Origin of the sequence: Streptococcus oralis (assembly GCF_003944215.1) — a bacterium.
Lineage (GTDB): Bacteria > Bacillota > Bacilli > Lactobacillales > Streptococcaceae > Streptococcus > Streptococcus oralis_BI.
On the sequence record NZ_RJVZ01000009.1, the window covers coordinates 1 to 20,849 of the forward strand.

Annotated in this window: 23 protein-coding genes; 4 read left to right on the forward strand and 19 right to left on the reverse strand. The window is 38.9% G+C overall.

Annotated features, from left to right (window positions below; all coding sequences use genetic code 11):
• The first annotated feature begins 200 nt into the window (after nucleotides 1-200).
• From D8804_RS06160 to D8804_RS06175, 4 genes are all read left to right on the forward strand, one after another.
• Entirely contained in the window at nucleotides 201-527 is a 327-nt protein-coding gene (locus D8804_RS06160) for a PadR family transcriptional regulator (RefSeq protein WP_000273860.1), read from the forward strand.
• Nucleotides 514-1,107, forward strand: a complete 594-nt coding sequence (locus D8804_RS06165) for a DUF1700 domain-containing protein (protein WP_084945680.1) — start codon at nucleotides 514-516, stop codon at nucleotides 1,105-1,107. Before D8804_RS06160 ends, D8804_RS06165 begins: the two co-directional genes overlap by 14 nt.
• A complete protein-coding gene (locus D8804_RS06170; RefSeq protein ID WP_125399170.1) occupies nucleotides 1,100-2,032 on the forward strand; it encodes a DUF4097 family beta strand repeat-containing protein in 933 nt (310 codons plus the stop codon). The genes D8804_RS06165 and D8804_RS06170 overlap by 8 nt, the downstream gene beginning before the upstream one ends.
• Before the next feature lie 62 nt (nucleotides 2,033-2,094).
• Nucleotides 2,095-3,057 carry a DUF6574 domain-containing protein gene (locus tag D8804_RS06175; protein WP_125399171.1) on the forward strand — a complete coding sequence of 321 codons (963 nt, stop codon included), beginning with the start codon at nucleotides 2,095-2,097 and terminating at the stop codon, nucleotides 3,055-3,057.
• 224 nt (nucleotides 3,058-3,281) lie between these two features.
• Here the strand turns inward: D8804_RS06175 and D8804_RS06180 are convergent, their stop codons facing one another.
• From D8804_RS06180 to D8804_RS06260, 19 genes are all read right to left on the reverse strand, one after another.
• A complete protein-coding gene (locus tag D8804_RS06180) occupies nucleotides 3,282-5,312 on the reverse strand; it encodes an ATP-binding cassette domain-containing protein (protein ID WP_125399172.1) in 2,031 nt (676 codons plus the stop codon).
• Nucleotides 5,305-5,886, reverse strand: coding sequence for a hypothetical protein (locus D8804_RS06185; protein ID WP_125399173.1), 582 nt, complete (start codon nucleotides 5,884-5,886; stop codon nucleotides 5,305-5,307). The genes D8804_RS06180 and D8804_RS06185 overlap by 8 nt, the downstream gene beginning before the upstream one ends.
• Before the next feature lie 8 nt (nucleotides 5,887-5,894).
• The gene (locus D8804_RS06190) at nucleotides 5,895-6,587 is read right to left on the reverse strand and encodes an ABC transporter permease (RefSeq protein WP_125399174.1); all 693 of its coding nucleotides are present in this window, start codon (nucleotides 6,585-6,587) and stop codon (nucleotides 5,895-5,897) included.
• Between the two features lie 23 nt (nucleotides 6,588-6,610).
• The gene (locus D8804_RS06195) at nucleotides 6,611-7,474 is read right to left on the reverse strand and encodes an ABC transporter ATP-binding protein (protein WP_125399175.1); all 864 of its coding nucleotides are present in this window, start codon (nucleotides 7,472-7,474) and stop codon (nucleotides 6,611-6,613) included.
• A 357-nt stretch (nucleotides 7,475-7,831) separates the two neighbouring features.
• Complete coding sequence (locus tag D8804_RS06200) at nucleotides 7,832-8,425, reverse strand: TlpA family protein disulfide reductase (protein ID WP_125399176.1); 594 nt, start codon at nucleotides 8,423-8,425, stop codon at nucleotides 7,832-7,834.
• Nucleotides 8,422-8,643 (reverse strand): hypothetical protein, encoded by a 222-nt coding sequence (locus D8804_RS06205; RefSeq protein ID WP_125399177.1) that lies wholly within the window; start codon nucleotides 8,641-8,643, stop codon nucleotides 8,422-8,424. Before D8804_RS06205 ends, D8804_RS06200 begins: the two co-directional genes overlap by 4 nt.
• A 94-nt stretch (nucleotides 8,644-8,737) precedes the next feature.
• A complete protein-coding gene (locus D8804_RS06210) occupies nucleotides 8,738-9,661 on the reverse strand; it encodes a helix-turn-helix domain-containing protein (RefSeq protein ID WP_125399178.1) in 924 nt (307 codons plus the stop codon).
• Nucleotides 9,662-9,816: 155 nt separating this feature from the next.
• Entirely contained in the window at nucleotides 9,817-10,677 is an 861-nt protein-coding gene (locus D8804_RS06215) for a DUF4299 family protein (RefSeq protein ID WP_125399179.1), read from the reverse strand.
• Between the two features lie 121 nt (nucleotides 10,678-10,798).
• Entirely contained in the window at nucleotides 10,799-11,785 is a 987-nt protein-coding gene (trhO, locus tag D8804_RS06220; protein WP_125399180.1) for an oxygen-dependent tRNA uridine(34) hydroxylase TrhO, read from the reverse strand.
• A 131-nt stretch (nucleotides 11,786-11,916) separates the two neighbouring features.
• Nucleotides 11,917-12,213, reverse strand: coding sequence for a bacteriocin immunity protein (locus tag D8804_RS06225; RefSeq protein ID WP_084975949.1), 297 nt, complete (start codon nucleotides 12,211-12,213; stop codon nucleotides 11,917-11,919).
• A 68-nt stretch (nucleotides 12,214-12,281) separates the two neighbouring features.
• The gene (locus D8804_RS06230) at nucleotides 12,282-12,971 is read right to left on the reverse strand and encodes a CPBP family intramembrane glutamic endopeptidase (protein WP_084975948.1); all 690 of its coding nucleotides are present in this window, start codon (nucleotides 12,969-12,971) and stop codon (nucleotides 12,282-12,284) included.
• A 160-nt stretch (nucleotides 12,972-13,131) separates the two neighbouring features.
• The gene (locus tag D8804_RS06235) at nucleotides 13,132-14,616 is read right to left on the reverse strand and encodes an ABC transporter substrate-binding protein (protein WP_084975947.1); all 1,485 of its coding nucleotides are present in this window, start codon (nucleotides 14,614-14,616) and stop codon (nucleotides 13,132-13,134) included.
• 108 nt (nucleotides 14,617-14,724) lie between these two features.
• On the reverse strand, nucleotides 14,725-15,648 hold the full coding sequence (locus D8804_RS06240; RefSeq protein WP_000818345.1) for a carbohydrate ABC transporter permease: 924 nt from the start codon (nucleotides 15,646-15,648) through the stop codon (nucleotides 14,725-14,727).
• 13 nt (nucleotides 15,649-15,661) lie between these two features.
• Nucleotides 15,662-16,591 carry an ABC transporter permease gene (locus tag D8804_RS06245; protein ID WP_084925398.1) on the reverse strand — a complete coding sequence of 310 codons (930 nt, stop codon included), beginning with the start codon at nucleotides 16,589-16,591 and terminating at the stop codon, nucleotides 15,662-15,664.
• A 210-nt stretch (nucleotides 16,592-16,801) separates the two neighbouring features.
• Nucleotides 16,802-17,170, reverse strand: a complete 369-nt coding sequence (locus tag D8804_RS10260) for a DUF4767 domain-containing protein (protein WP_260472343.1) — start codon at nucleotides 17,168-17,170, stop codon at nucleotides 16,802-16,804.
• Nucleotides 17,074-17,415, reverse strand: a complete 342-nt coding sequence (locus D8804_RS10265; RefSeq protein ID WP_260472341.1) for a DUF4767 domain-containing protein — start codon at nucleotides 17,413-17,415, stop codon at nucleotides 17,074-17,076. Before D8804_RS10265 ends, D8804_RS10260 begins: the two co-directional genes overlap by 97 nt.
• Before the next feature lie 86 nt (nucleotides 17,416-17,501).
• Nucleotides 17,502-17,915 carry a hypothetical protein gene (locus D8804_RS10270; RefSeq protein WP_260472342.1) on the reverse strand — a complete coding sequence of 138 codons (414 nt, stop codon included), beginning with the start codon at nucleotides 17,913-17,915 and terminating at the stop codon, nucleotides 17,502-17,504.
• A 117-nt stretch (nucleotides 17,916-18,032) separates the two neighbouring features.
• Nucleotides 18,033-19,913: a beta-N-acetylhexosaminidase gene (locus tag D8804_RS06255; protein ID WP_125399181.1), complete on the reverse strand. Its 1,881-nt coding sequence runs from the start codon at nucleotides 19,911-19,913 to the stop codon at nucleotides 18,033-18,035.
• On the reverse strand, nucleotides 19,907-20,776 hold the full coding sequence (locus tag D8804_RS06260) for an ROK family protein (protein WP_084974630.1): 870 nt from the start codon (nucleotides 20,774-20,776) through the stop codon (nucleotides 19,907-19,909). Before D8804_RS06260 ends, D8804_RS06255 begins: the two co-directional genes overlap by 7 nt.
• Nucleotides 20,777-20,849: the final 73 nt, after the last annotated feature.

Below are 20,849 nucleotides of genomic sequence, written 5' to 3' on the forward strand. Positions count from 1 at the left end.
TCATTATTCTAGCTTATCTTTAAAATATAGAATTCTGCCGAATAACTGATGTATAATCCTCTAAACTTCTAGTTTTTACTAGGAGTTTTTTTATATATAAAATTTTTACACATATTTCTTGACAGGGCTTTCAACTTGAGATACAATATATTTGAAAAGAGTATATATAAAATTTTTATATAATATAAAGGAGGTTTCTCATGTACTTCCCAACATCCTCTGCCTTGATTGAGTTTCTCATCTTGGCTGTACTGGAGCAGGGGGATTCTTATGGTTATGAGATTAGCCAAACCATTAAACTCATCGCCAATATCAAAGAATCTACGCTCTATCCCATTCTCAAAAAATTGGAAGCCAGTGGCTTTCTGACCACCTACTCTAGAGAGTTTCAGGGACGTATGCGCAAATACTACTCCTTGACTAATCGGGGCGTAGAGCAGCTCGTTACTCTAAAGGAAGAATGGACGCTCTATACCGACACCGTCAACGGCATCATAGAAGGGAGTATCCGCCATGACAAGAACTGACTATCTGACTCAGTTAGAAACCTATCTCCATAAACTGCCTGAAGCTGACCGCATCGAAGCTATGGACTACTTTAAGGAACTATTTGACGATGCAGGTTCAGAAGGCGAAGAGGAACTCATCGCCAGTCTGGGAACTCCAAAAGAAGCTGCTCATGATGTCCTCTCTAACCTCCTCGACAAGAAAGTCAATGAGGCACCTGCTCAAAAGAATGACCGCCAACTGCTACACATTGCCCTCTTGGCCTTACTAGCAGCCCCTATCGGCATTCCTGTTGGAATTGCAATTATCTTAACCATTATCGGGCTTTTTATCGCGGCGGTCGCTGTCATTCTAGCCTTCTTTACCGTCTCTGTGACGGGAATCCTGCTGGGCGGACTCTTTATCGTAGAAAGTTTTAGCATCCTAGTAGAAGCTAAATCTGCCTTTATCTTAATTTTCGGAGCAGGTTTGCTCTCTATCGGTGCTTCTTCTCTTGTTCTACTAGGCATCTCCTATGTAGCTCGTTTCTTTGGTCTTCTGGTCGTCCGCTTGGTGCAATGGATTCTTAAAAAAGGAAAGAGAGGTGACAGACATGCGTAAATTGACGAAAGGATTTCTCATCTTTGGTGTGGTTTCTACAATCCTTGGTTTTATCATGATCATTGTAGGCGCGCAGTCCAATGGTATTCAAAGTTTGCTTGCCATGTCAAAAGACCCCGTCTATGACAATCGTATCGAAGAAGTGACCTTTGGAAGCGAAGTGGAAAAACTTGATTTGACCCTTGAGGAACATAGCCTAACCATCACAGAGTCTCTAGATGACAAGATCCATATCACCTATCATCCTTCCGTGTCTGGTCGTCACGATCTAACTACTGGTATGAGTGACAAAACACTGACCGTCACTGATAAACAAGACTCCCAACATCGTTTTCTCGGCTCAGGAATCGAAGGCCTACTTCGTATCGCCAGCAGTTATTCTCACCGTTTTGACGAAGTCGTTCTCTCCCTACCTAAAGGAAGAAAGCTGCAAGCTATCACCGTCTCAGCCAATCGTGGACAAACTAATATTCGTCAAGCCAACCTTGAAAATGCGACAATCAAAACAAAAGGCTATCTCTTAAGACTAACAGAAAGTTCTATCAAGAACAGCACACTAACGACACCTCATATCATCAATATCTTTGATACCGAATTGACAGATAGCCAGGTCAAGACGGAGAGGGGGCATATCTATACTGAAAATATCAAGGTCCGCGGTAAGGTTGAGCTGAACTCTCATAATGACTTAACACTCTTTCTTTCTAAGACAGAATTCGATCGTATCAATCTAGATATTTCTTCTAAGCATGGCGGTATTTATCGTAAAGCACAAAGAGAACACCCTAAACAAAAAGACAATGAACTTGCCAACCCCTACAAGACAGACAAAGCAGATGTTAAGGATATACTCATTATAAAAGCCAATCAGGATATCTACCTACCCAAGGAGGAAGAGTACTCTGCTGCATCTAGAAACCATTGACAAAAACGCTTTCATCTGCTAGTCTAAAAATAGAAAATAACCATAAAAAAGGAGGTTCCACCATGACACAAGAATGGTTTGAAAGTGCCGATCTTGAGAAGAAATCGCCTCAGTCGAAATCGGAAATCCAGCCCGACGAGCCTGAGACTTTGGAAACCGTGGAGACTGAACCACAAGCAAGCGAAGAAATACCTGTCTCACCTGAAGAGTCGGAAACGCATGAGGAGGAAGCTCCCGAAACGATAGAAGAAACCCAAACCGAGGAAGAGGGAGAAGGGAAAGCTGAAGAGGAACACAACCAAGAAAACTCTGTAAAAGAGAAAAGCATCCTCAGCAAGGCTTTAGAAAGCCCCTATATCCCAGATATTGACCCTCGTAAAACTGCCCGATTAAAAGAAGAAATCGCACTATTTTGGACTTGGCTACTGGATGCTATCCAAGAACCAACTGCTAGCAAAACTACAGATCAAAAGCATCGTTACAGTGTCTTTGCCCTGCTCACTCTTCTGTCCTCGATTAACCTTTTCTTTAGTATCTATCATATCAAGCGCCTCTACTATGGCTATATGATTTCTATTGCTAATGGTTCTCCTAATCAGCTCCCACCTTTAGATCTCTTTGCTGGGCTTTCGATTCTGGTCGCTAGCGCTCTATTTTACTTTTCCATCATTTTGGGAGGCTTTACTGTCCGACGTGTACTGGACCAGGAGAGCGACTTTACATTCCAAGAAGCCTTTGATCGTTACAGCAGACTCTTTGCTATCCCACTTGTCCTAACAGCTCTAGCAAGTTTCTTTGCACTCTTTGGTGGCTTGCGATTTGCTGGCATCCTCACTCTTCTAAGCATGGCCATCTTTGCCCTCGGCAATCTCTTTGTGATTAGCAAGCCAAGTAAGACCAGTAGCCTCGACCCATTTTATCGATTCTTGCTAGCTGTCTTACTTGATGGTGCCATTCTCTTTCCCTTCTTCATTGCAGAGCTTGCGCTGACAGTTGACTACCTTCGCATCCTGACATTCTTTTAACCAAAATCCCTGCCATTTATTAATGACAGGGATTTTCATGCTTACTCTTGAACTGTGTCTACTTAATGGTTGCTAATCCTTCAAAGTCTTGTCCTAGGATGGGTTTTATTTCTAAAGTTCAGTAGTATTATAATATTGCTACGAAATGCTTTGTTTCAAATATTATACAAACTAGTTATAGGTAAAATTAAGATTAGAAACCACCAATCTCCATTTTTTAACTTTTAATGAAATTCATCCATATTAATAACTTTGCTTGCTCTAGCAATAACATCCTTATCATGAGTCACGACAATAACAATCTTTTTCTCGTTCACTAATTTCTCAACCTCATTTAGAAATAATTCAGTTGAGTTTCTGTCCAAATTTCCTGTAGGCTCATCGAATAGATAGATATCCTTTTCTTGTGATAAACTCCTCATAAGTAGAATTTTTTGTTTCTGACCTTGCGAAATATTGGTGGCTTTCCCATCAATCTGATGACTCAGAGATACATTGAGATTCAGACTATCAAGATTATTTGATTCATAGTTTTCCTTATTAAATAGGGTGAAATTAATATTTTTTGAAACACTTCCAGGGAATACATGAAATTCAGATGAATACACGCTTAAATAATCCAAAATATTAGTCTCCTCTAAAGTAGAAAAACTTTCCATTCCATTCAGTACAATATCACCCTCTGTTGGAGAAGATAATCCCTGAATAATATTCAAAAGAGATGATTTGCCTGTTCCATTACCACCTGTAACAACTGTTAGTTCACCACTATTAAACTCGAAATTTAATTTATTAAACACCAATCTTTCATCCCATTTTTTAGATAAATCATGGCAGGACAACTGTTTAATTTTAGCTACTGAAATAGGAACAACATCCCTTTTCGCTTCTACCTCCTCTGTTCCAATAAACTCAAAGGAATATTGACTTTTTTTCAATGCTACCCAAGATGTAATTAAAGAACTTAAAATGCTGGATAAAAGTAATAGAATCAAAATACTATTTGCATACTCTGCTATATGTTCATAATCTCTCATAGAAATTATAGTAGCAATCAAAAATGAACCAGTTAAACCGATAAATATCTGAGTAGAAGCTAATAATCTATTGGTAATATGTGTACTATCTAGTTTCGTTCCCAACAGTTCATTGAGTCTTTCATTAAATTCTTTGATAAAGTCGCTAGATTTTTGGAAACTTATAATATCTTGCAAACCATAAATTGTATTTTCTACAAGAGAACTAAAGTTAGAACTCTTAGCAATAAATTCTCGCTGATTTTTTACAACTTTTCGTATCTCAAAATTTACATATAAACCAAGAATAACTATAGATAAGCTTGTAACTGCGAAAATAATGATATTCAATTTTAATAGCAATAATAGTAGCAAGCAAAACACTAAAAGCTGTACCTTTAAGTAAAATTTTTGCATAATACCTGTTGCTGATAACAACAAATTCCAAAAATAACTACTAACATACTCATAATTCTTAGTTAAAGAAAAATCATTTAATTGGTTCTGATAAAAAGAGGACAGAATATCATTTAAAAAATCATTTTCAATCTTTCCTTTTAATCTCGTTTCTAATATAGAAAACTGCCAATACAAATATGAACCTAACATTATTGAAGCGAGACTAAATAACTGAAAGCTAAACTGAATATTAAGCAGATTAGACATTGTTATTTGTAGAAAAAAAGCAATAGTAACTGGTAAGATAATTTTGGCTATTCCCAAGAAAAAGATTGCAAACTTTCTTTTCCAACTAAGTGAAGATAGAAATCTATGATATAACTTATCTGCATAGCTAAAAGTAACAACACCTTTTCTATCTTCTAAATTAACACTCTCACTCTTTTGGGGAATTAAAACAATTCCTACACTCTGACTAAAAAGTTCTAAACTTGAAATTTTCTCAATTTCCTCATTTGCAGGATCAGAAACCGTCAATAAATTACTATCTCCATCTAATATAACAATATAATGAGGTAAACCAGCTCTTTCTACTACCATCAAATAAGGAAATGATACGTTATTTAACAAACTAGGAGTGTCAATTTGATAAGAATCCGCATCAATACCATAGCTTTTTAGCATACCTTCTATTTCAAACAAAGACAGTCCTTGGTGATTATGATTATCAAATTGTAGACTATCTAAATGTTCTAACTTGGGGAAATAATAAGAAATGATTGTCTTTACACAAGCCATTCCACAATCCAGCAAAGTTGCTTGTTTATAGTGACTAACCATTATTTTCTCCTTTTTCAACACTTATCTTACTATAGCCATCAACTTCAATGATGCTATTCGAAGTTTGATTTGTCGCAGGAACCTTTAAAACTTCTCCTGTATTATTTGTATGCAAAGTATAGATTCCATCAAAATCTTTAGGAACTGTAATAGATACATCACCAACAAGAGTATCTACAAAAATTTTTTCGAAAGTTGCATTTTTTCCTAAGGAAATGGTTACATATAACTTGTCTTTCCCTTCTGAACTCAGAGCTAAATTAAAGCCATGTTGCGAAAATGGAAGATACAGACTATCTGAACTTATCTTAACGTTTTTAGATATGTTATTCGCTGATTCTTCAGAAACTTTTCCTTCTATTTGAACACTTGTCTCATCTGATTCACTCTGTACAACTTTAACATCAATTGCTTGCTTTGATCCATAAAACTCTAACGTTTTAATACTTTTAGAAGAAAGAGTCCATGATTGTTTCACACTGATTGTAGTCTCTCCTCGTTTTAAGGTTAATAAAATTCCAGCCACTACAAACAGTAATAACAGCCCAATTACAATTCCTATTTTTTTCATCATTAGTCCTCCTACTTAAATTCTTTTTTACTAAATACAGCTAACGCAAGCACAAGTACTGCTATATTCACCACTATAGGATAGCATACGTTTGTAAGGGTAAATTGACTAAAACTTGGTGATGCTTTCAAACTTAAAGTCATAAGCAAATAGTCTTTCACACTCTCACCAGAATTTGGAAGGACATAAGCCAATAGGTTATCAAATAGTAAAATGTAGAGTGTATAAATCATACATGATTCATAAACCTTATCAAATATTTGAAAAATCAATAAGGAGATGCTGATAATAACCAAATAGTATGGTAGTTGGTGTAAAAATGTCGAAACAATCAACACCATGTCCCCTTCCAAATAAATAAGAGCTGTTAAACTATAAAAAATAGTCACATATAGGAAAGACAAACAAAAGGTTCCCAAGGTTTTATATAAAAATAACTTCCAACGTTGTTCTTCTTTTGTGAGCAGAATATTAACCGTACGGAAACTATAATCTTCCCCCCAGAAAAATAAATTGGCAGAGATGAAAAGCAAAGGAATAAAACCACTCACATTTGAAATCAACACTCGAAATGCCGGATCATTTTCATTTGATGACTTAAAAAACAGGGAGAATAACAAAACTAATAACCCTATCAACAAACTAGGAAGCACTCCTCTTTTTTCCCAGTAAAATTTATACATATCTGCTTTAAGAGAATTCATGACTCTCCTCCTTTCTTAAATCATCAGATAATATTACGCAAATAGTAGTCCTCAAAGCGTTCCTTCTTAATATAAATATCCTGTATCACTAGATTTGAACCAATACTATGTTCCAAGATAGCCATTAATTTTTCCTTCTCTTTCACAAGCAGATAGTCATCCTGCTCAACATTATCGATGCCCTCTTTTTCTAAAAACATTTTTAGAATCTGATTATCACTTGTCTTTAGGAAAATTTTTTCAGATAAATCATTCGCTAGCTCTTTTGAACTCATTACATTTAGAATTTTTCCCTTTTTCATGATGATATACTTATCTGTTATAAATTCCAATTCTGACAGAATATGACTCGAGATTAAAAAAGTAACTCCTAACTGATCCCTTAAATTCAAAATCATTTTTCTTAAATCTGAAATCCCTTGAGGATCTAAACCATTCACTGGTTCGTCTAGGATAATGAGCTCTGGATTATCCAAAAGGGCAATTGCTATCGATAATCTTTGTTTCATGCCAAGAGAATAGTTTTTGACTTTTCGATCCCATGATGGTTCAGACAAGTGAACCAATTCCAACATTTCTATGATATCTGTCTTTAAACCAAATCTTGTCTTGTAATATTGCAAGTGTTGGCGTCCAGTCAGGTTTGGATAGAGGGCAGGTGATTCGATAATACTGCCAATCTTATGCTGAGAAACACTCTTTATTTCTCCCTTATCAGCTCGAATTAGTCCTAGGAGAATTCTCATTAATGTTGTCTTCCCAGCACCATTTTCGCCAATAAGACCACATATTTCTCCTTGCTCAATATCAAAGGAAACATTATGGAGAACCTGTTCTTTCCCATATGTTTTATTGATATTTTTAAGACTTAAAATCACACGATTCATAGTTTCTCTCCGTTTATTATATTAAAAAGTCTCTGACAAGGAATGAACCCTGCCAGAGATTTTCAGCCTACATTAACTCCAGCAGAAGAATCCAATACCTGCAATCATTCCAGCAAGACCATATGGTGAAAGAGCACAAAATTGACCTGCCACAATGTGTTTTTTATGTTTATTGCTTAGTTTTTTCATTACTTAATCCCCCTTTTAATCCCAACAAAATATGCCTACTCCATATCCAAGACCTATAATACAAAAGCGACCTGCTACAATGTGTCTTTTGACACGTCCAGTTAGTTTTCTCATCAGAAAACCCTCCTTTTAAAAAATTTTTTATAATAACCAAATGAAATTCTCATTTCAGTTATTTATTAACTGTTTTAAATCTTTAGATAACATTTCTTCGCTTCCTTGTTCAACATAAATTTCTTTCACTATCCCATCTTTATCCACTATAAAGATAGTTGGAATAGCTTTTACATCCAAGAACTTAAAAGCTTGTAAATCTTGATCTATATAAACTGGAAAGGTAAAACCCTGATCCCTTAAAAATTGATGAGAGGTTTCAAGTATTTCACGTTCCCCATCGACTATATCCACCATAAAGAAATCAACTTTATCTTGATATTTATCATAAAGGCGCTGAATGATTGGGAGCTCTTTTTGACAATTAGGACACCAACTAGCCCAGAATACCACAACCTTTGGTCTAAACTTATACTCTGATAGTTGAACCTGCGCTCCCTCGTTGGAGGTCAACAATGCATTCTTGAATGTTGTATTTTTAGTTTTTGAAATATATTGTTTTATCTCCTCTTCTTTTTTTAAGAGAAGCTCTTGTTTTGTTTCTTCTTGATGATGAGATTCTTGGTTTTTATAGTAAAATCCTACTAAAAATAAAGAAGCTATCACAAGAATAAACATTGCCTCTACAACATGTTTTTTCGACATCATGGATTGTCCTCCACCTCTGAAATTTTAAAACTTTTGATAATAGATAATTCTTCTGGTAAGATTAAAACTCGCTCTTCACCGGCATCTAAAACTGCTAGACGAAAAACTTCGTTATTTAATACTATCTCTACCAACTTTTGCTCAGTCGTGTTATTTCGAAACACCAAACTGTGGCGAGTTTGTGTAAAAGTCTCTAGTGAGATACTAAGATTGCCCATCTTTTTCCTCCTAACTCAAATAACTCTCTTGACTTTTCATTACATCTCTAGTTTACCGCTTTCAAAAACAAAAAAACATGACAAAAATGTCATGTCAGCTCTTCATTTCCTCAAAAGTTTTTAAATCTCTTTCTTTTTCTCCCAATATGCGCGCTTCTAATACTGGGTCCTCAAAAGCTTGAGCACAAATAATGGCTCTATCGTATAATTGGACAGCTTTTTCCTTATCCTGTTTATGAAATAAGGTACACATAGCTTCTAGCATATCTACGATTGGTTTCTTTTGAAAGTCCTGCGATAAAATCATCAATCTATTCATTGCCTTAACATAAGGCTCAAAAGTAGAGTAGGACTTTTCCATCCATTGAATGGTAAGTGACGAGATAATAACTTGTTTTAGCATATAGTTTGTATCCAAACTAGAAGTATTCGTTACCCTAAGAACTTTATGGGAAAGATTCCAAAACACCTCTCTATCATATACATTTGGCCTAGCTACACATGTTGTGAAGTACAATTTTATGAGAAGCAAATCATTCACCGAATAGTTTTTCCTTATCTTTACTTGTTCAAAATATTCATCAAGTAAAGCATCGCCAAACCCTGCATCTTCACTTACAAAGACATCAAAACTAGCTTGTAAGGCACTAACTGCAATCTGCTCATCCTCAGGTAGACTGTCATAATAGTGTTCGTAAACTCTTTCAAACAACTCTTCCTTAACCTGGATTCTATCATCATCTCCATAAGTTTGAAACTTAATGAGTTTATCCTTTAATATCAAGTACTCTGAGGGTAAAATCATATGATCCATATCTACTATATGTGAAATTGGACAGCCTAGTTTGTAAGCTATATACTCTACCTTGGATAAACTTGGAGAAGATTGACCTGATTCAATTCGTGCTAATTGGCGCACCGTTATCTCAGTTTCATCGTCACAAAGAGTTTCACGAGTGATATGTTTCATCTCTCGTAACATTCGGATTCTTTTGCCCACTTCCTTCTTAATATCCATCTTAAGATCTCCTGATAATTAGTTACCGAACAATATTATATTTTTTTATTATATTATACTACTTTTTATTGAACTAAGCAATGCTTAAAATTTTATATTACAAAACTTAACTAGGCTAAACTATCTTTCGCACGATAAATAGAAATTGACCTGCTTTACTTTTCTTGTACCAATCCTTCAAAATCTTGTCCTAGGATGGCTTGTACTTCCAATTGATTGGCATCTAATTGCTGGTAAAATGCTTTTGGTAGTGACTCTAGGAATTTTGCATAGTCCAAGCGGGCGATGGATTCGTAGTCTTCTGCTTTTGAACCATCACCAGAAATTACCACTAGGTCAATCTCCCAAACAAGCTCCTTGCCTGCTAGCTGCTGGGTGTAAGGCGCTGGTACAAAGGGTTCTTTAGGTAAAATCGTCTTGACCCCCTGAGCTAGGTGGTAGATACCGTGCACCTTGCCTTGAGCATCTGGGTAAAATTTCACGCTGGCAAGGTAGGCATCGGATCCTTGAACCTTCTTGACCAGCTCTTCAAAATGTGCCAATCCATCCTCAGCCAAAAAGCTCTCGAGGTATTCCTTATTGAGATAGATAGGGGACAAGAGCCCTTGGCAGTATACTAGACGAGCCGCCTTATCCGCTAAATAATTCTGAACTGTTTGTCGGAAATAAGCTTCAAATTCAAACCCTTCTAACCCTTCTACCACTTGCCCCAACTTGTTTGATAGGGCTTGGAGGAGAGCTTCTACAATCTCCCAGTCCGCTCTAGTAAGGAAGTCTGGAATCACCACTTGATAGCCTTTTCGACTATCCGCATAGTTCACCTTGAAGAGAAATTGCGACTGACCTACAATCCCACACTCCATATACTCGAGACGATTGAGGGGCTGACGGAGATAGACCGCATCATAACTGTGTGACTCCAAGCCCTCCACCAAGGCCAAGATAGACTTGGCAGTCAAGACCTCCTGTTGTCCTAGAATGCTTTCTTTATTTGGGATAAAAAATGTTTTCGCCATAACTGGCCTCCTTTGAAATCGTTTACACATAGTATACCCTATTTTCCTGAAAGATACAGAAACAAATTTTAGATTTTTAGATAAAAAGCATAGAAAAACAGCCCCTGAGGACTGTTTGATCTTATACAGTAGCGACTTGATCCAAGCTTTCACCGATAGCTGCTAGGCGCTCGATTACTTCTGCTTGTGTCAATTCATTTTCTGAAACATAGCGGTTGCGTGGGTGAACACGACACTCGTGTGAGCATCCACGAAGGTACTTGTCTTCATTTTCTTCTGATGTTAGGATACGACGGTTACAGAAGGGATTTCCACAGTTGACATAGCGTTCACATGGTGTTCCATCAAACCAGTCTTTCCCTACGATGGTTGGATTGACATGGTTGACATCGACTGCGATGCGCTCGTCAAAAACGTACATTTTCCCATCCCAGAGCTCGCCTTGAATTTCTGGGTCTTTACCGTAAGTTGCGATTCCTCCGTGCAATTGACCAACATCTTTGTAGCCTTCACGGACCATCCAGCCTGAGAATTTCTCACAGCGAACTCCACCTGTACAGTAAACCACGACACGCTTGTCCATGAATTTTTCTTTGTTGTCACGGACCCATTGTGGTAACTCACGGAAGTTGCGGATATCTGGGCGGATAGCCCCACGAAAGTGTCCTAGGTCGTACTCGTAATCGTTACGTGTGTCAAGAACCACTGTATCTTCGTCAAGAAGGGCTTCTTTGAACTCTTTTGGAGACAAGTAGGCACCTGTTGTTTCAAGTGGGTTGATGTCGTTGTCAAAATCGTTGTCTTCCAAACCAAGGTGGACAATTTCTTTCTTGTAGCGAACAAACATCTTCTTGAAGGCTTGTTCACTTTCTTCGTCAATCTTGAACCAGAGGTCCTCCATGCCTGGGAGGCTGTGAACATAGTCCATGTATTTTTGAGTTGTTTCGTAGTCACCTGAAACAGTCCCGTTAATGCCCTCGTCAGCGACTAGGATACGGCCTTTGAGACCGATTGATTTACAGAAAGCCAAGTGATCTGCCGCAAATTGCTCTGCGTTTTCAATTGGAGTATAAAGGTAGTAAAGTAAGACACGAATATCTTTTGCCATAAGATTTGTTCTCTTTTCTATTCTTAAATTTTCAGAATTTTTCATTCAACTATACTAGTATACCCACTTGGGAAAACGAATGCAATTTATTTGACCGGAAATTGTATAGAGAGACCTGCCACTGCACTTCATCAGTAACCATAGCGAATCGCAGATAATTCTCTCAATTTTTTGATTTGCTTAGCTTGACTTTCTGACAAACTTAGCTTGTTATCAATCAACACACGTGAGATGTCAACATTCATTTGACTCAGAATAAATGGAGTAGAGGTTCCATCGTCCTTTAATCGTTTTTTATAAATCACTAACTGATTTTTCAGGGGAGTAAGTTGAGGCGCATCCTTTATATCTTCCAATAGATAATCAATGATGGCCATCGCTTCACAACGTCTTTCACTTCCTCCAGCAAACCATTTTAATTGTGTCATACTCATTTCCCTCCTGAAATTCGCTTATAAATTGAAAAACTATAATTCCTAACTCTCGTGCCAGTATTTTACCCAAACACCCTATGTAAAAAAGTCAGCAAAAATGGCAAGGTCGCTACAATATTATTGATCACATGCACCGCATAGGATGGATAAATGCTCTTGGTATAGCGGGTCAAACCAGCAAAGATGATTCCAGATGTTGTAAAAACAAAAATATCTAACAGACTAGGCAGACTTGAAAAATGAGGAAGAGCAAACAAAATGGAAGGAAGAAGCAAATCAAGGCCAAATCGCGAATGTTTAAAGAAAGCATGTTGCAACAAACCCCTATAGATCAATTCTTCCATCAGTGGAACCAGAAAGAACAGGGCTATATAGATACTTAGCTCTGCAAAGTTAGTCCCACTATAACCAATCAATACAGCCCAACCTTCAGCAGTTGACTGGACATGTTTAGCTGTCTGAACGTTAAAAGAGATCTGGAGCACTACCACTAATACTGTCAAAATCGAATACCAAAGCCATTTTTCTCTTGGAATGCGAAAGAGATAACCATGGCCTGTCTTAACCAGAATCCAAATCATGACTCCGCTAAATAGCAAACTCAAGATATTTTGAATCCAGAAGAAATTACCAATCTGGGAAGAAAATTGCCAATAGTTTTGGACAATAAGTGTCAGCTGAGAAAGGCCAAATACGAAAAATAGGTAAGAGAAGACAGCACTCATTTTAAAAAGAAGGCGATATTTTTTCATAATAAATCCCCTATAGATGTATGTGTATCACATCGCATAAAACCTCAGAACCACTGTTTTCATTTTTACATCCTAAAAATCACTACCTCCCCTAGAGAACTAAGGAAGGCAGTGATCACATTTTTAGGAATTAGGAATGAATACACGAAATCAATCGATCTTATGATTTTTTGTTTTTCAAGAATTCGTCGTATTGTTTTTGCATTTCGTTCAATACTTTTTCGTAGGCACCTTCAGATTTTAATTTTTCCATCAATTCTGGAATAGCTTTATCTGGGTCTACAGTACCAGTGTTGATAGCTGTATCGAATTGTTGCATTGTGTTAGAGATTGCTGAGATTTCAGATTTCACACTGTCAGTGTTAAAGATAAATCCAAGTGCTGGAGATTCTTTAGCTTCTGCCAATTGTTTCTTAGAATCTGCAATTTGTTGGTCTGTAACGTTTTCGTTGATGTAAAGGATCCAGTTGTTACCAGTGTTCCAACCTGACATGTGAGTGTTTCCTTTGTATCCATCAAGGACGCGGACACGGTTTTCTTTACCTTCAACTTTTTCCCAGTTCTTGCCTTCTGGACCGTAAACAAGACCGTTCAAGAGTTCTGGGTTTGTGTTCAAGAGATTCAACACTTCCATTGATTTTTCTTTGTTCTTAGAGTTGTTTGAGATGACAAAGTTAGCAACTTGTGTTGTTTGGTTTTTCTTGATGAAGTTAGTGATTGGTTTGATTTGGATGTCTTTGTTCGCAACACGTGAGAGCAAGCTGTTACCGTAGTCAGCTGGTCCTACTGTTTCTTCACGAACAAACCAAGTATCTTGTTGAAGGTCAAATGAAGTGTCGCTTGTTGCTACGTCTTTTGGAATGTATCCTGCTTCATAGAATTTGTGAAGAGTCTTCAAGTGTTCTTTGAAACGAGGTACTTCGTAACGGTTTACAATCTTAGTAGTGTCTCCTTCAAGGTCGATAACGAATGGAAGTCCGTTTGGTACTGGGTAGTCAAAGTTATCAGATGGGATAAAGTTCTTCGTAACTGCAAATGGTACTACGTCTGGAGCTTTCTCTTTAATTTGTTTCAAGACTGGTTCAAGTGTTTCGTATGAAGTGACACCTGAAATGTCAATGCCATATTTGGCAAGAAGAGCGCCATTAAAGGCAAAGTTTTGAGATGATGCAACGTTGGCTGCAACTGGAACAGCGTAAATCTTACCGTTTACAGTGTTCCCTTTGATGTAAGCTGGGTCAAGTGCTTTGTAAAGCTCTGCTCCTTCTTTCTTGTACAATTCTGTCAAGTCCGCATAAGCACCTTTTTGAGCATTTACAACATAGTTATCTGCAAAGGCAATATCGTAGTTTTCACCTGATGATGTGATAACTGACATTTTCTTACCGTAGTCACCCCATCCAAGGTATTGGATATCCAATTTAGCACCAACTTTTTCTTCGATGATTTTGTTTGCATTTTCTAGCAATTCATCCAAGTTATCTGGTTTGTCACCGATTTGGTACATTTTAAGAACAGGTTTGTCACCTGAAGCTGAGTCAGCAGCTTTTTTGTTGTTACCTGAAAGGTTTCCACAAGCGGCAAGGCTTGCAGCCAAAGCTACTACGCTAGCAGATGCAAAAGCATATTTTTTCCAGTTTTTCATGATAAAAACTCCTTTTTTTATTTTTAAACTTATAAACGATTTAATGATTTGTAACTTCAGTCACTAAGATGAAGTTGGGAAGGGAGAAACGGTGTTTCTCAGCAAGTGCTACTCTTTCACACCACCGATGGTCAAACCTTTTACAAAGTAGCGTTGGAAGAATGGATACAGAATGGCAATCGGAAGGGTTGCAACCACAACCATGGCCATACGTCCTGTTTCTTTTGGTAGAGCAACTCCCAGTTGACCAGATAGGCCGACAGCTTTTGCAATGTAGTCCATATTTTGCTGGATTTGCATGAGCAAATACTGCAATGGATACAAGTTGTCACTCTTGATATAAAGAAGGGCGTTGAACCAGTCGTTCCAGAAACCAAGAGCTGTCAAAAGCGTGATGGTTGCGATACCTGGAAGTGACAATGGCAAACAAATCTGGAAGAAGATCCGAGCTTCACTGGCACCATCGATACGAGCGGATTCTAGAATGGCTTCTGGAATGGTCTTCTTGAAGAAGGAACGCATCAAGATGATGTTGAATGGTGAGAGAAGCATTGGAACAATCAAGGCCCAAACCGTATCACCAAGTTGGAGCAAACGAGTCACCACGATATAGCCTGGTACCAAACCAGCATTGAACAACATACTAAGAAGAGCAAAGATCGTAAAGAATCTGCGGTACTTAAAGGTTGTCCGTGAGATGGCGTAGGCATAAGTGGTTGTAATAAAGACGTTGGTCACTGTTCCGACTACGGTTACAAAAACTGAGATAAAGAGCGCTTGGAGAATCTTATCTTTAAACTGAGCCAAGAACTCAAAACCATCTAATCCAAACTGTGATGGGAAAAAGCTATATCCATACTGGAGGATGCTCTTTTCGTCTGTCACCGAAATGATGATAACGAAGATAAAGGGCAAAATACAAGAAAGAGCAATCAAACCAGAGATGATACTAAAGAAGATATCTGCCTTCTTACTAAAGGAGTGAATGCCGACATTATCGATTTTTTCTTTTTTAATTTTCTTTTCTGCCATATTCTCCTCCTTTCTAGAACAAAGCTGAGTTTGGATCGACTCGTCTTGCAAGCAAGTTTGATAGGATAACCAGTATCAAACCGACAACGGATTGGTAAAGACCGGCTGCTGAAGCCATACCGATATCTGCTGTCTGAGTCAAACCATTAAATACATATACGTCCAAAACGTTGGTTACATTGTAAAGCTGACCAGCATTGTGTGGGATTTGATAGAAGAGACCAAAGTCTGCACGGAAGATATTTCCGACCGCAAGGATGGTCAAAACTGTTACAAGCGGAGTCAACTGAGGAATGGTTACATTGCGAATACGTTGCCACTTGCTCGCCCCGTCCACTGTTGCTGCTTCGTAGTAGGTTGGGTCAATTCCCATGATCGTCGCATAGTACATGACACTGCTATATCCAAAGCCTTTCCAGATACCTAGGAAAAGGAGAAGATATGGCCAAATGCCTAAGTCAGCATAGAAGTTGATTTCCTTCATGCCAATGGAGGTTAGGAAATGGTTGAAAACTCCTTTGTCAATGTTTAGGAAGGCATCTGTAAAGAAACTGATGATAACCCATGACAAGAAGTAAGGGAACAACATAGACGTTTGGAAAATCTTAACCATTCTCTTAGAGCGAAGCTCGCTAAGGATGATGGCAATCCCTACTGATACAATCAAACCGATAAAGATAAACCCGAGATTGTAAAGAACAGTATTTCGAGTAATGATAAAGGCATCTTTTGAACTAAACAAGAATCTGAAATTATCTAACCCGACCCATTTACTATTCACAATACTATCTATGAAACCATTACTGGTCATATGGTAGTCTTTAAAGGCGACCACATTCCCAAATACTGGAATGTAAAAGAATAGAATCAGCCAGAGAGCCCCTGGTAAAACCATCAAGAGAAAGATCCAGTTATCTCTCAAGGTCTTTGAAAACTTTTTCATAATTTCCTCCCATTTTATTCCTAAAAACTGATTTCATCGAATTTTTAGGTTTGATAACGATTACATTATTAGTATACTCCTATTTGGAGGCTAGGTTAAACTACTAATTATAGAAAAAACTCCACAAATTATTTTATGTGGAGAAGTTTTTATATAAGAAGGATGTTTCACGAGAAACGCTTTGCATGCGATAAGTGTATTTCCGCTTTACTAATTGAAAACTTGTTCTAATATTGTGTGATGAAACTCGACAAAATGAACCTGGGCATTTATGATAGCCCCTGATTCATTTTTCTCAATCTCTGGCTGTCCTTCTGTGTGTAAAAGAGCAGGATTGCCATCCTTGTAACCAAAGAGAACCACCTCTGTCCCTGCTTCATTCACATAGCAAGCTAGGATATCGAACCGCCTAGAACCTGAACCTGCAATATAGCCATACCATTTAAAAGTATAATTCACCCCATCCACTTGTCCAAATTGCATTATCTGGTCTGGCACTGCAAGCCCATAGTAATTACCATAAGTGGCCAAATTGGTTGACTTGAATCCTTCACCTTTACTATCCGAGTAGGATTCCATGGCTTTTTTATCTTGTCTCTTAGAGACCTATTATCTGCAATCGGCTTATCCTCTATAGTTACACTAGTTTTGGAAAGAAACTCCTTAAAACGCTGCGCTAAATCTGTATTTTCAGTCTCTTCAAAGTTTGCAGTACTGATAGTTTCCAGTGCCTTATCAGCATGCAAGATTTGTGCTTGCCCATCTTTCAGTGTAAACAAGTAGAAATGTTTGTTCTGCTTGTCATAGTAGGCATCCAAAATCAAGTAGTCATAAGCATTGTCACTCGATACTCCAAAAACATTCCATTTGACACTTTTCTGAGAGACTGTTGTAGCTTCTAATTTTTTGATTAGTTCATTTTTTCATCAAAGTTTGTATGCTCTAGTCTATGATAGGACTGCCCCATAGAAGAAGCCCAGCTTGCAAACTCTTCTTCCCACTTTTCAGTATTGTATTGAATTAGCTTCTGAAAATCTGAGTAGTTCTTCATAATCAAGGCTTGATCAGTCGGATTAGATAACTGGAGTTCTTCCATGGCTGCACCTGTGGCAGCCACAGGTGACTGAACACTTGTATACTTGGATTCTTTTTCGTGCAAAAGAGCCTTTTGATAGGAATCTGCTAAATAGTGAAAATAGTTGGTTGTTTCCTTGGTTTGTTGCTCCCTTGGTATTGACGGACTAGTTGCTCCATCCTCTGTCATTTTATGGCAGGCAGATAAGACTAGCATGCTAGTAGCTAGGACTAGTAGTAGCTTTTTCATGGTCAGACCTCCAAACTATCTTTCTACCTTCATTATACTCCTTCCCTATCTCCAAATCAAAAAACATCTCCATGTGTTTAAAAGGAGATGTTTAACTGTTTGTGATAAATGCCTAGCCTATGTCGTATAAATGGTCGAAGCTGTCGCAATGGTATGCCACTGATTGGCTGTAGTTGCTGCGAAGTCCTTGTCTGCGTAGAAGTCAGTAAATGGTAAGATTTCCACTTCTAACTCGTCGATGCGGTCAATCTGTCCTGCCAGATAAGCCTCGATGCGGCTTTCTGCGCGTTTGATGCGTTGCAAGAGTCCACCCATACGGATATCGACCGTATCCAAGCCAAAGACCTTGTTTTCTTTCAACCATTGGTGGCTAAAGAGGGCATGGAAGTGTTCAATCTCGCTTCTGAGTTGTGGCAATTCTTGTCTTGCGATTTCTTTCAAGCTTTCTTTATCACCCGCTTGGTAGGCCTGACGAATGCGTCGTCCCACATCCACTTTACTACTTAAAATCTGGTTCAACTGGGCCTGAGTTTCAAAGAGATAAGCGTAGATGCCTGCTTTGTCTTTGATAGCAGCAAGGGTCTCCGCAGCATGCGCAAAGTGTGGTTTATCCTGTTCAGGTGTCATGTGTCGATCAAGAATCGGACAGAGAACATCCTGATAAAAGACGTAGCGGTTGGGATTGATACCGCTAAGATTGTCTGGTAGGTCTGGCAAGAGATTAGCTAGGTCAATCTGCATAAAGTCCTCAACCGATAGACCAGTATTGGTCTTGAAGTGTGCAGACAAACGGTCTAGGTCATTGCGGTAGCAGAGTTCTGCCCAGATTTGCAAGCTGGGTAGGATAGAAAACTGGGCAGTCTCGCCACCGTTGTCTCCCCAACCAGTTACGATGACTTCTTTGATCTGATTAGCACGACAGGCTTTATTGGCCTCGATAGCCACTAGACGGCTGAAATGGTTGTGTGGGGTAAAGCCAATCCACTTCCAAGCTCCCCCTGCAAAGGCGATATCTTGGCTAATCTTGTGGTGATTGCGGAAATTACGATTGTACTTTTCTTCGCTATCTTGGTAATAATCCCAATAAACCAAGGTTACACGATCTTTGAGACGGTCTAGGTAGACACGAGTTTCCTCAGGAATTTCCACATCGCGATCGTACTGGCCATCTGCTGACATGAGTTTGAAGAACATATCGCTCCACATTTGGCAGTGGAAACCATACTTATCGGCAATATCCAGCACGCGCTCCAAGTGTTGGCACATGAGGAGACTACGGTCCACAACACCGTTCAAGATCAGGTAGCGTCCCAAACCAACCAAGTGGGCTTCATCCATCCCGATATTGACCTTGCGAGTCTGCAGTTTAGATAGAGTGGCAAACATGCCATCAATCAGGTCATAAACCTTTTCCTCGCCAATAAGGAGAATGTCCTCTACATCACGGAGTTCTTGCACTTCCTTAACGCCCCATTTGACGAAGGCCGACAAGTGGGCCAAGGTCTGGATACAAGGCACAAAGGTCATATCAAACTGCTGGGCATAGGCTTCGATTTCCTGTAACTCTTCAGCTGAATAAGCCCCACGGAAGTAACCAAAGTATGGCTGCCCCTCAATCTGGTAGGTGTCTTCCATATAAAGCTCAAAGGTTGAGTAGCCCATGAGAGCCAAGACCTCAATCATCTGCTTGGCAGATATGACATTCAAAACTGCATTGCGCGAACAGTCAGCCATATAGGCCAACTCTTCGTAAGCAGCTTGTTCTTCAATCTCCACTTTATCATCTTCTGCCAGAGCTGTTGCCAACAAGGACAAGGCACGGTAGAGTTGGTGAGGTTTGCGATAGGTTAGTTGATAGTGTCCGCTTTCACCCTTGATAGAGATAGAGGCTTGATCAGACTGAGCGACTGCTACCTCTACATCTGCTAGCGAAATGTGCTTTTTAAGCAACTCTAATGCTTGCGCTTGTTTGGGACTAAGTCCTATAAAAACTACCATTGGTTTTCCTCCTGTAGCCAGTTGACAAGGGCACCGTAGAGATTGGCATCTGCATGATAGGTGCAAGCTTGGATAACAGGTGCGACCGTGTATTCTTCGTAGCTTTCGACAAATTCATCGACGGCTTTTTTAACACCTTGGATGAAGTCTGGATTTTGACTGATAGAGCCTCCAAGACTAATGACATCTGGATCGATGAGATACTGGATATTGAGCAAACCTTGAGCCAGATTGCGATTCATGCGCTCGATAGCTTCTTGGCAAAGGGCATTTCCAGCTGCAGCCTCTTGGTAAATCTTGCGACCATCCCAGTCAGTCTGACCAGATTTTTCAATCACGTATCGAACCATGTTCCCTGTAGATGCTAGTTGCGACCAGTTGTTAAGCTTTTCTGCTGGTGCAATGGTTGTCATGTAGCCAAACTCTCCTCCCAAGCCGTGGCGACCTCGGTGAAGTTTGCCATTGATTATCATAGCTCCGCCAATTCCTGTCCCAATCACGACGCAGGCTGCATTTTCAATCTCTGGGTGAGCCAGCAGTTCACTAAGTCCAACACAGTTGGCATCATTTTCTAGATGGACGGGTAGCTTGTGATGGGCAAGAGCTTCATACCAAGAAAAGCCATGGATGTAAGGCACAGCACTAATCCCCTCAATCACACCTGTTTCTTGATTGACCGCGCCTGGAACGCTCATGGCAATGCCCTTATAATCTTTCTCCGACAGACGTTGGTCTAGCCATGCCAGTAAATCTTCTAGGGTTTCTGGTGTCGGCGTACTTGTCTTATCTAGTATTTTTCCATCAGGAGTCAGACTGGCAAACTTAATCCCAGTCCCTCCGATATCAATAGTTGCAATCATCATATTTTCACCAAAAAAAGGGGCGAATCAGTAGTCAATCCTTACTCTTTCGCCCCTCCTTTCTATCTCATAGCAT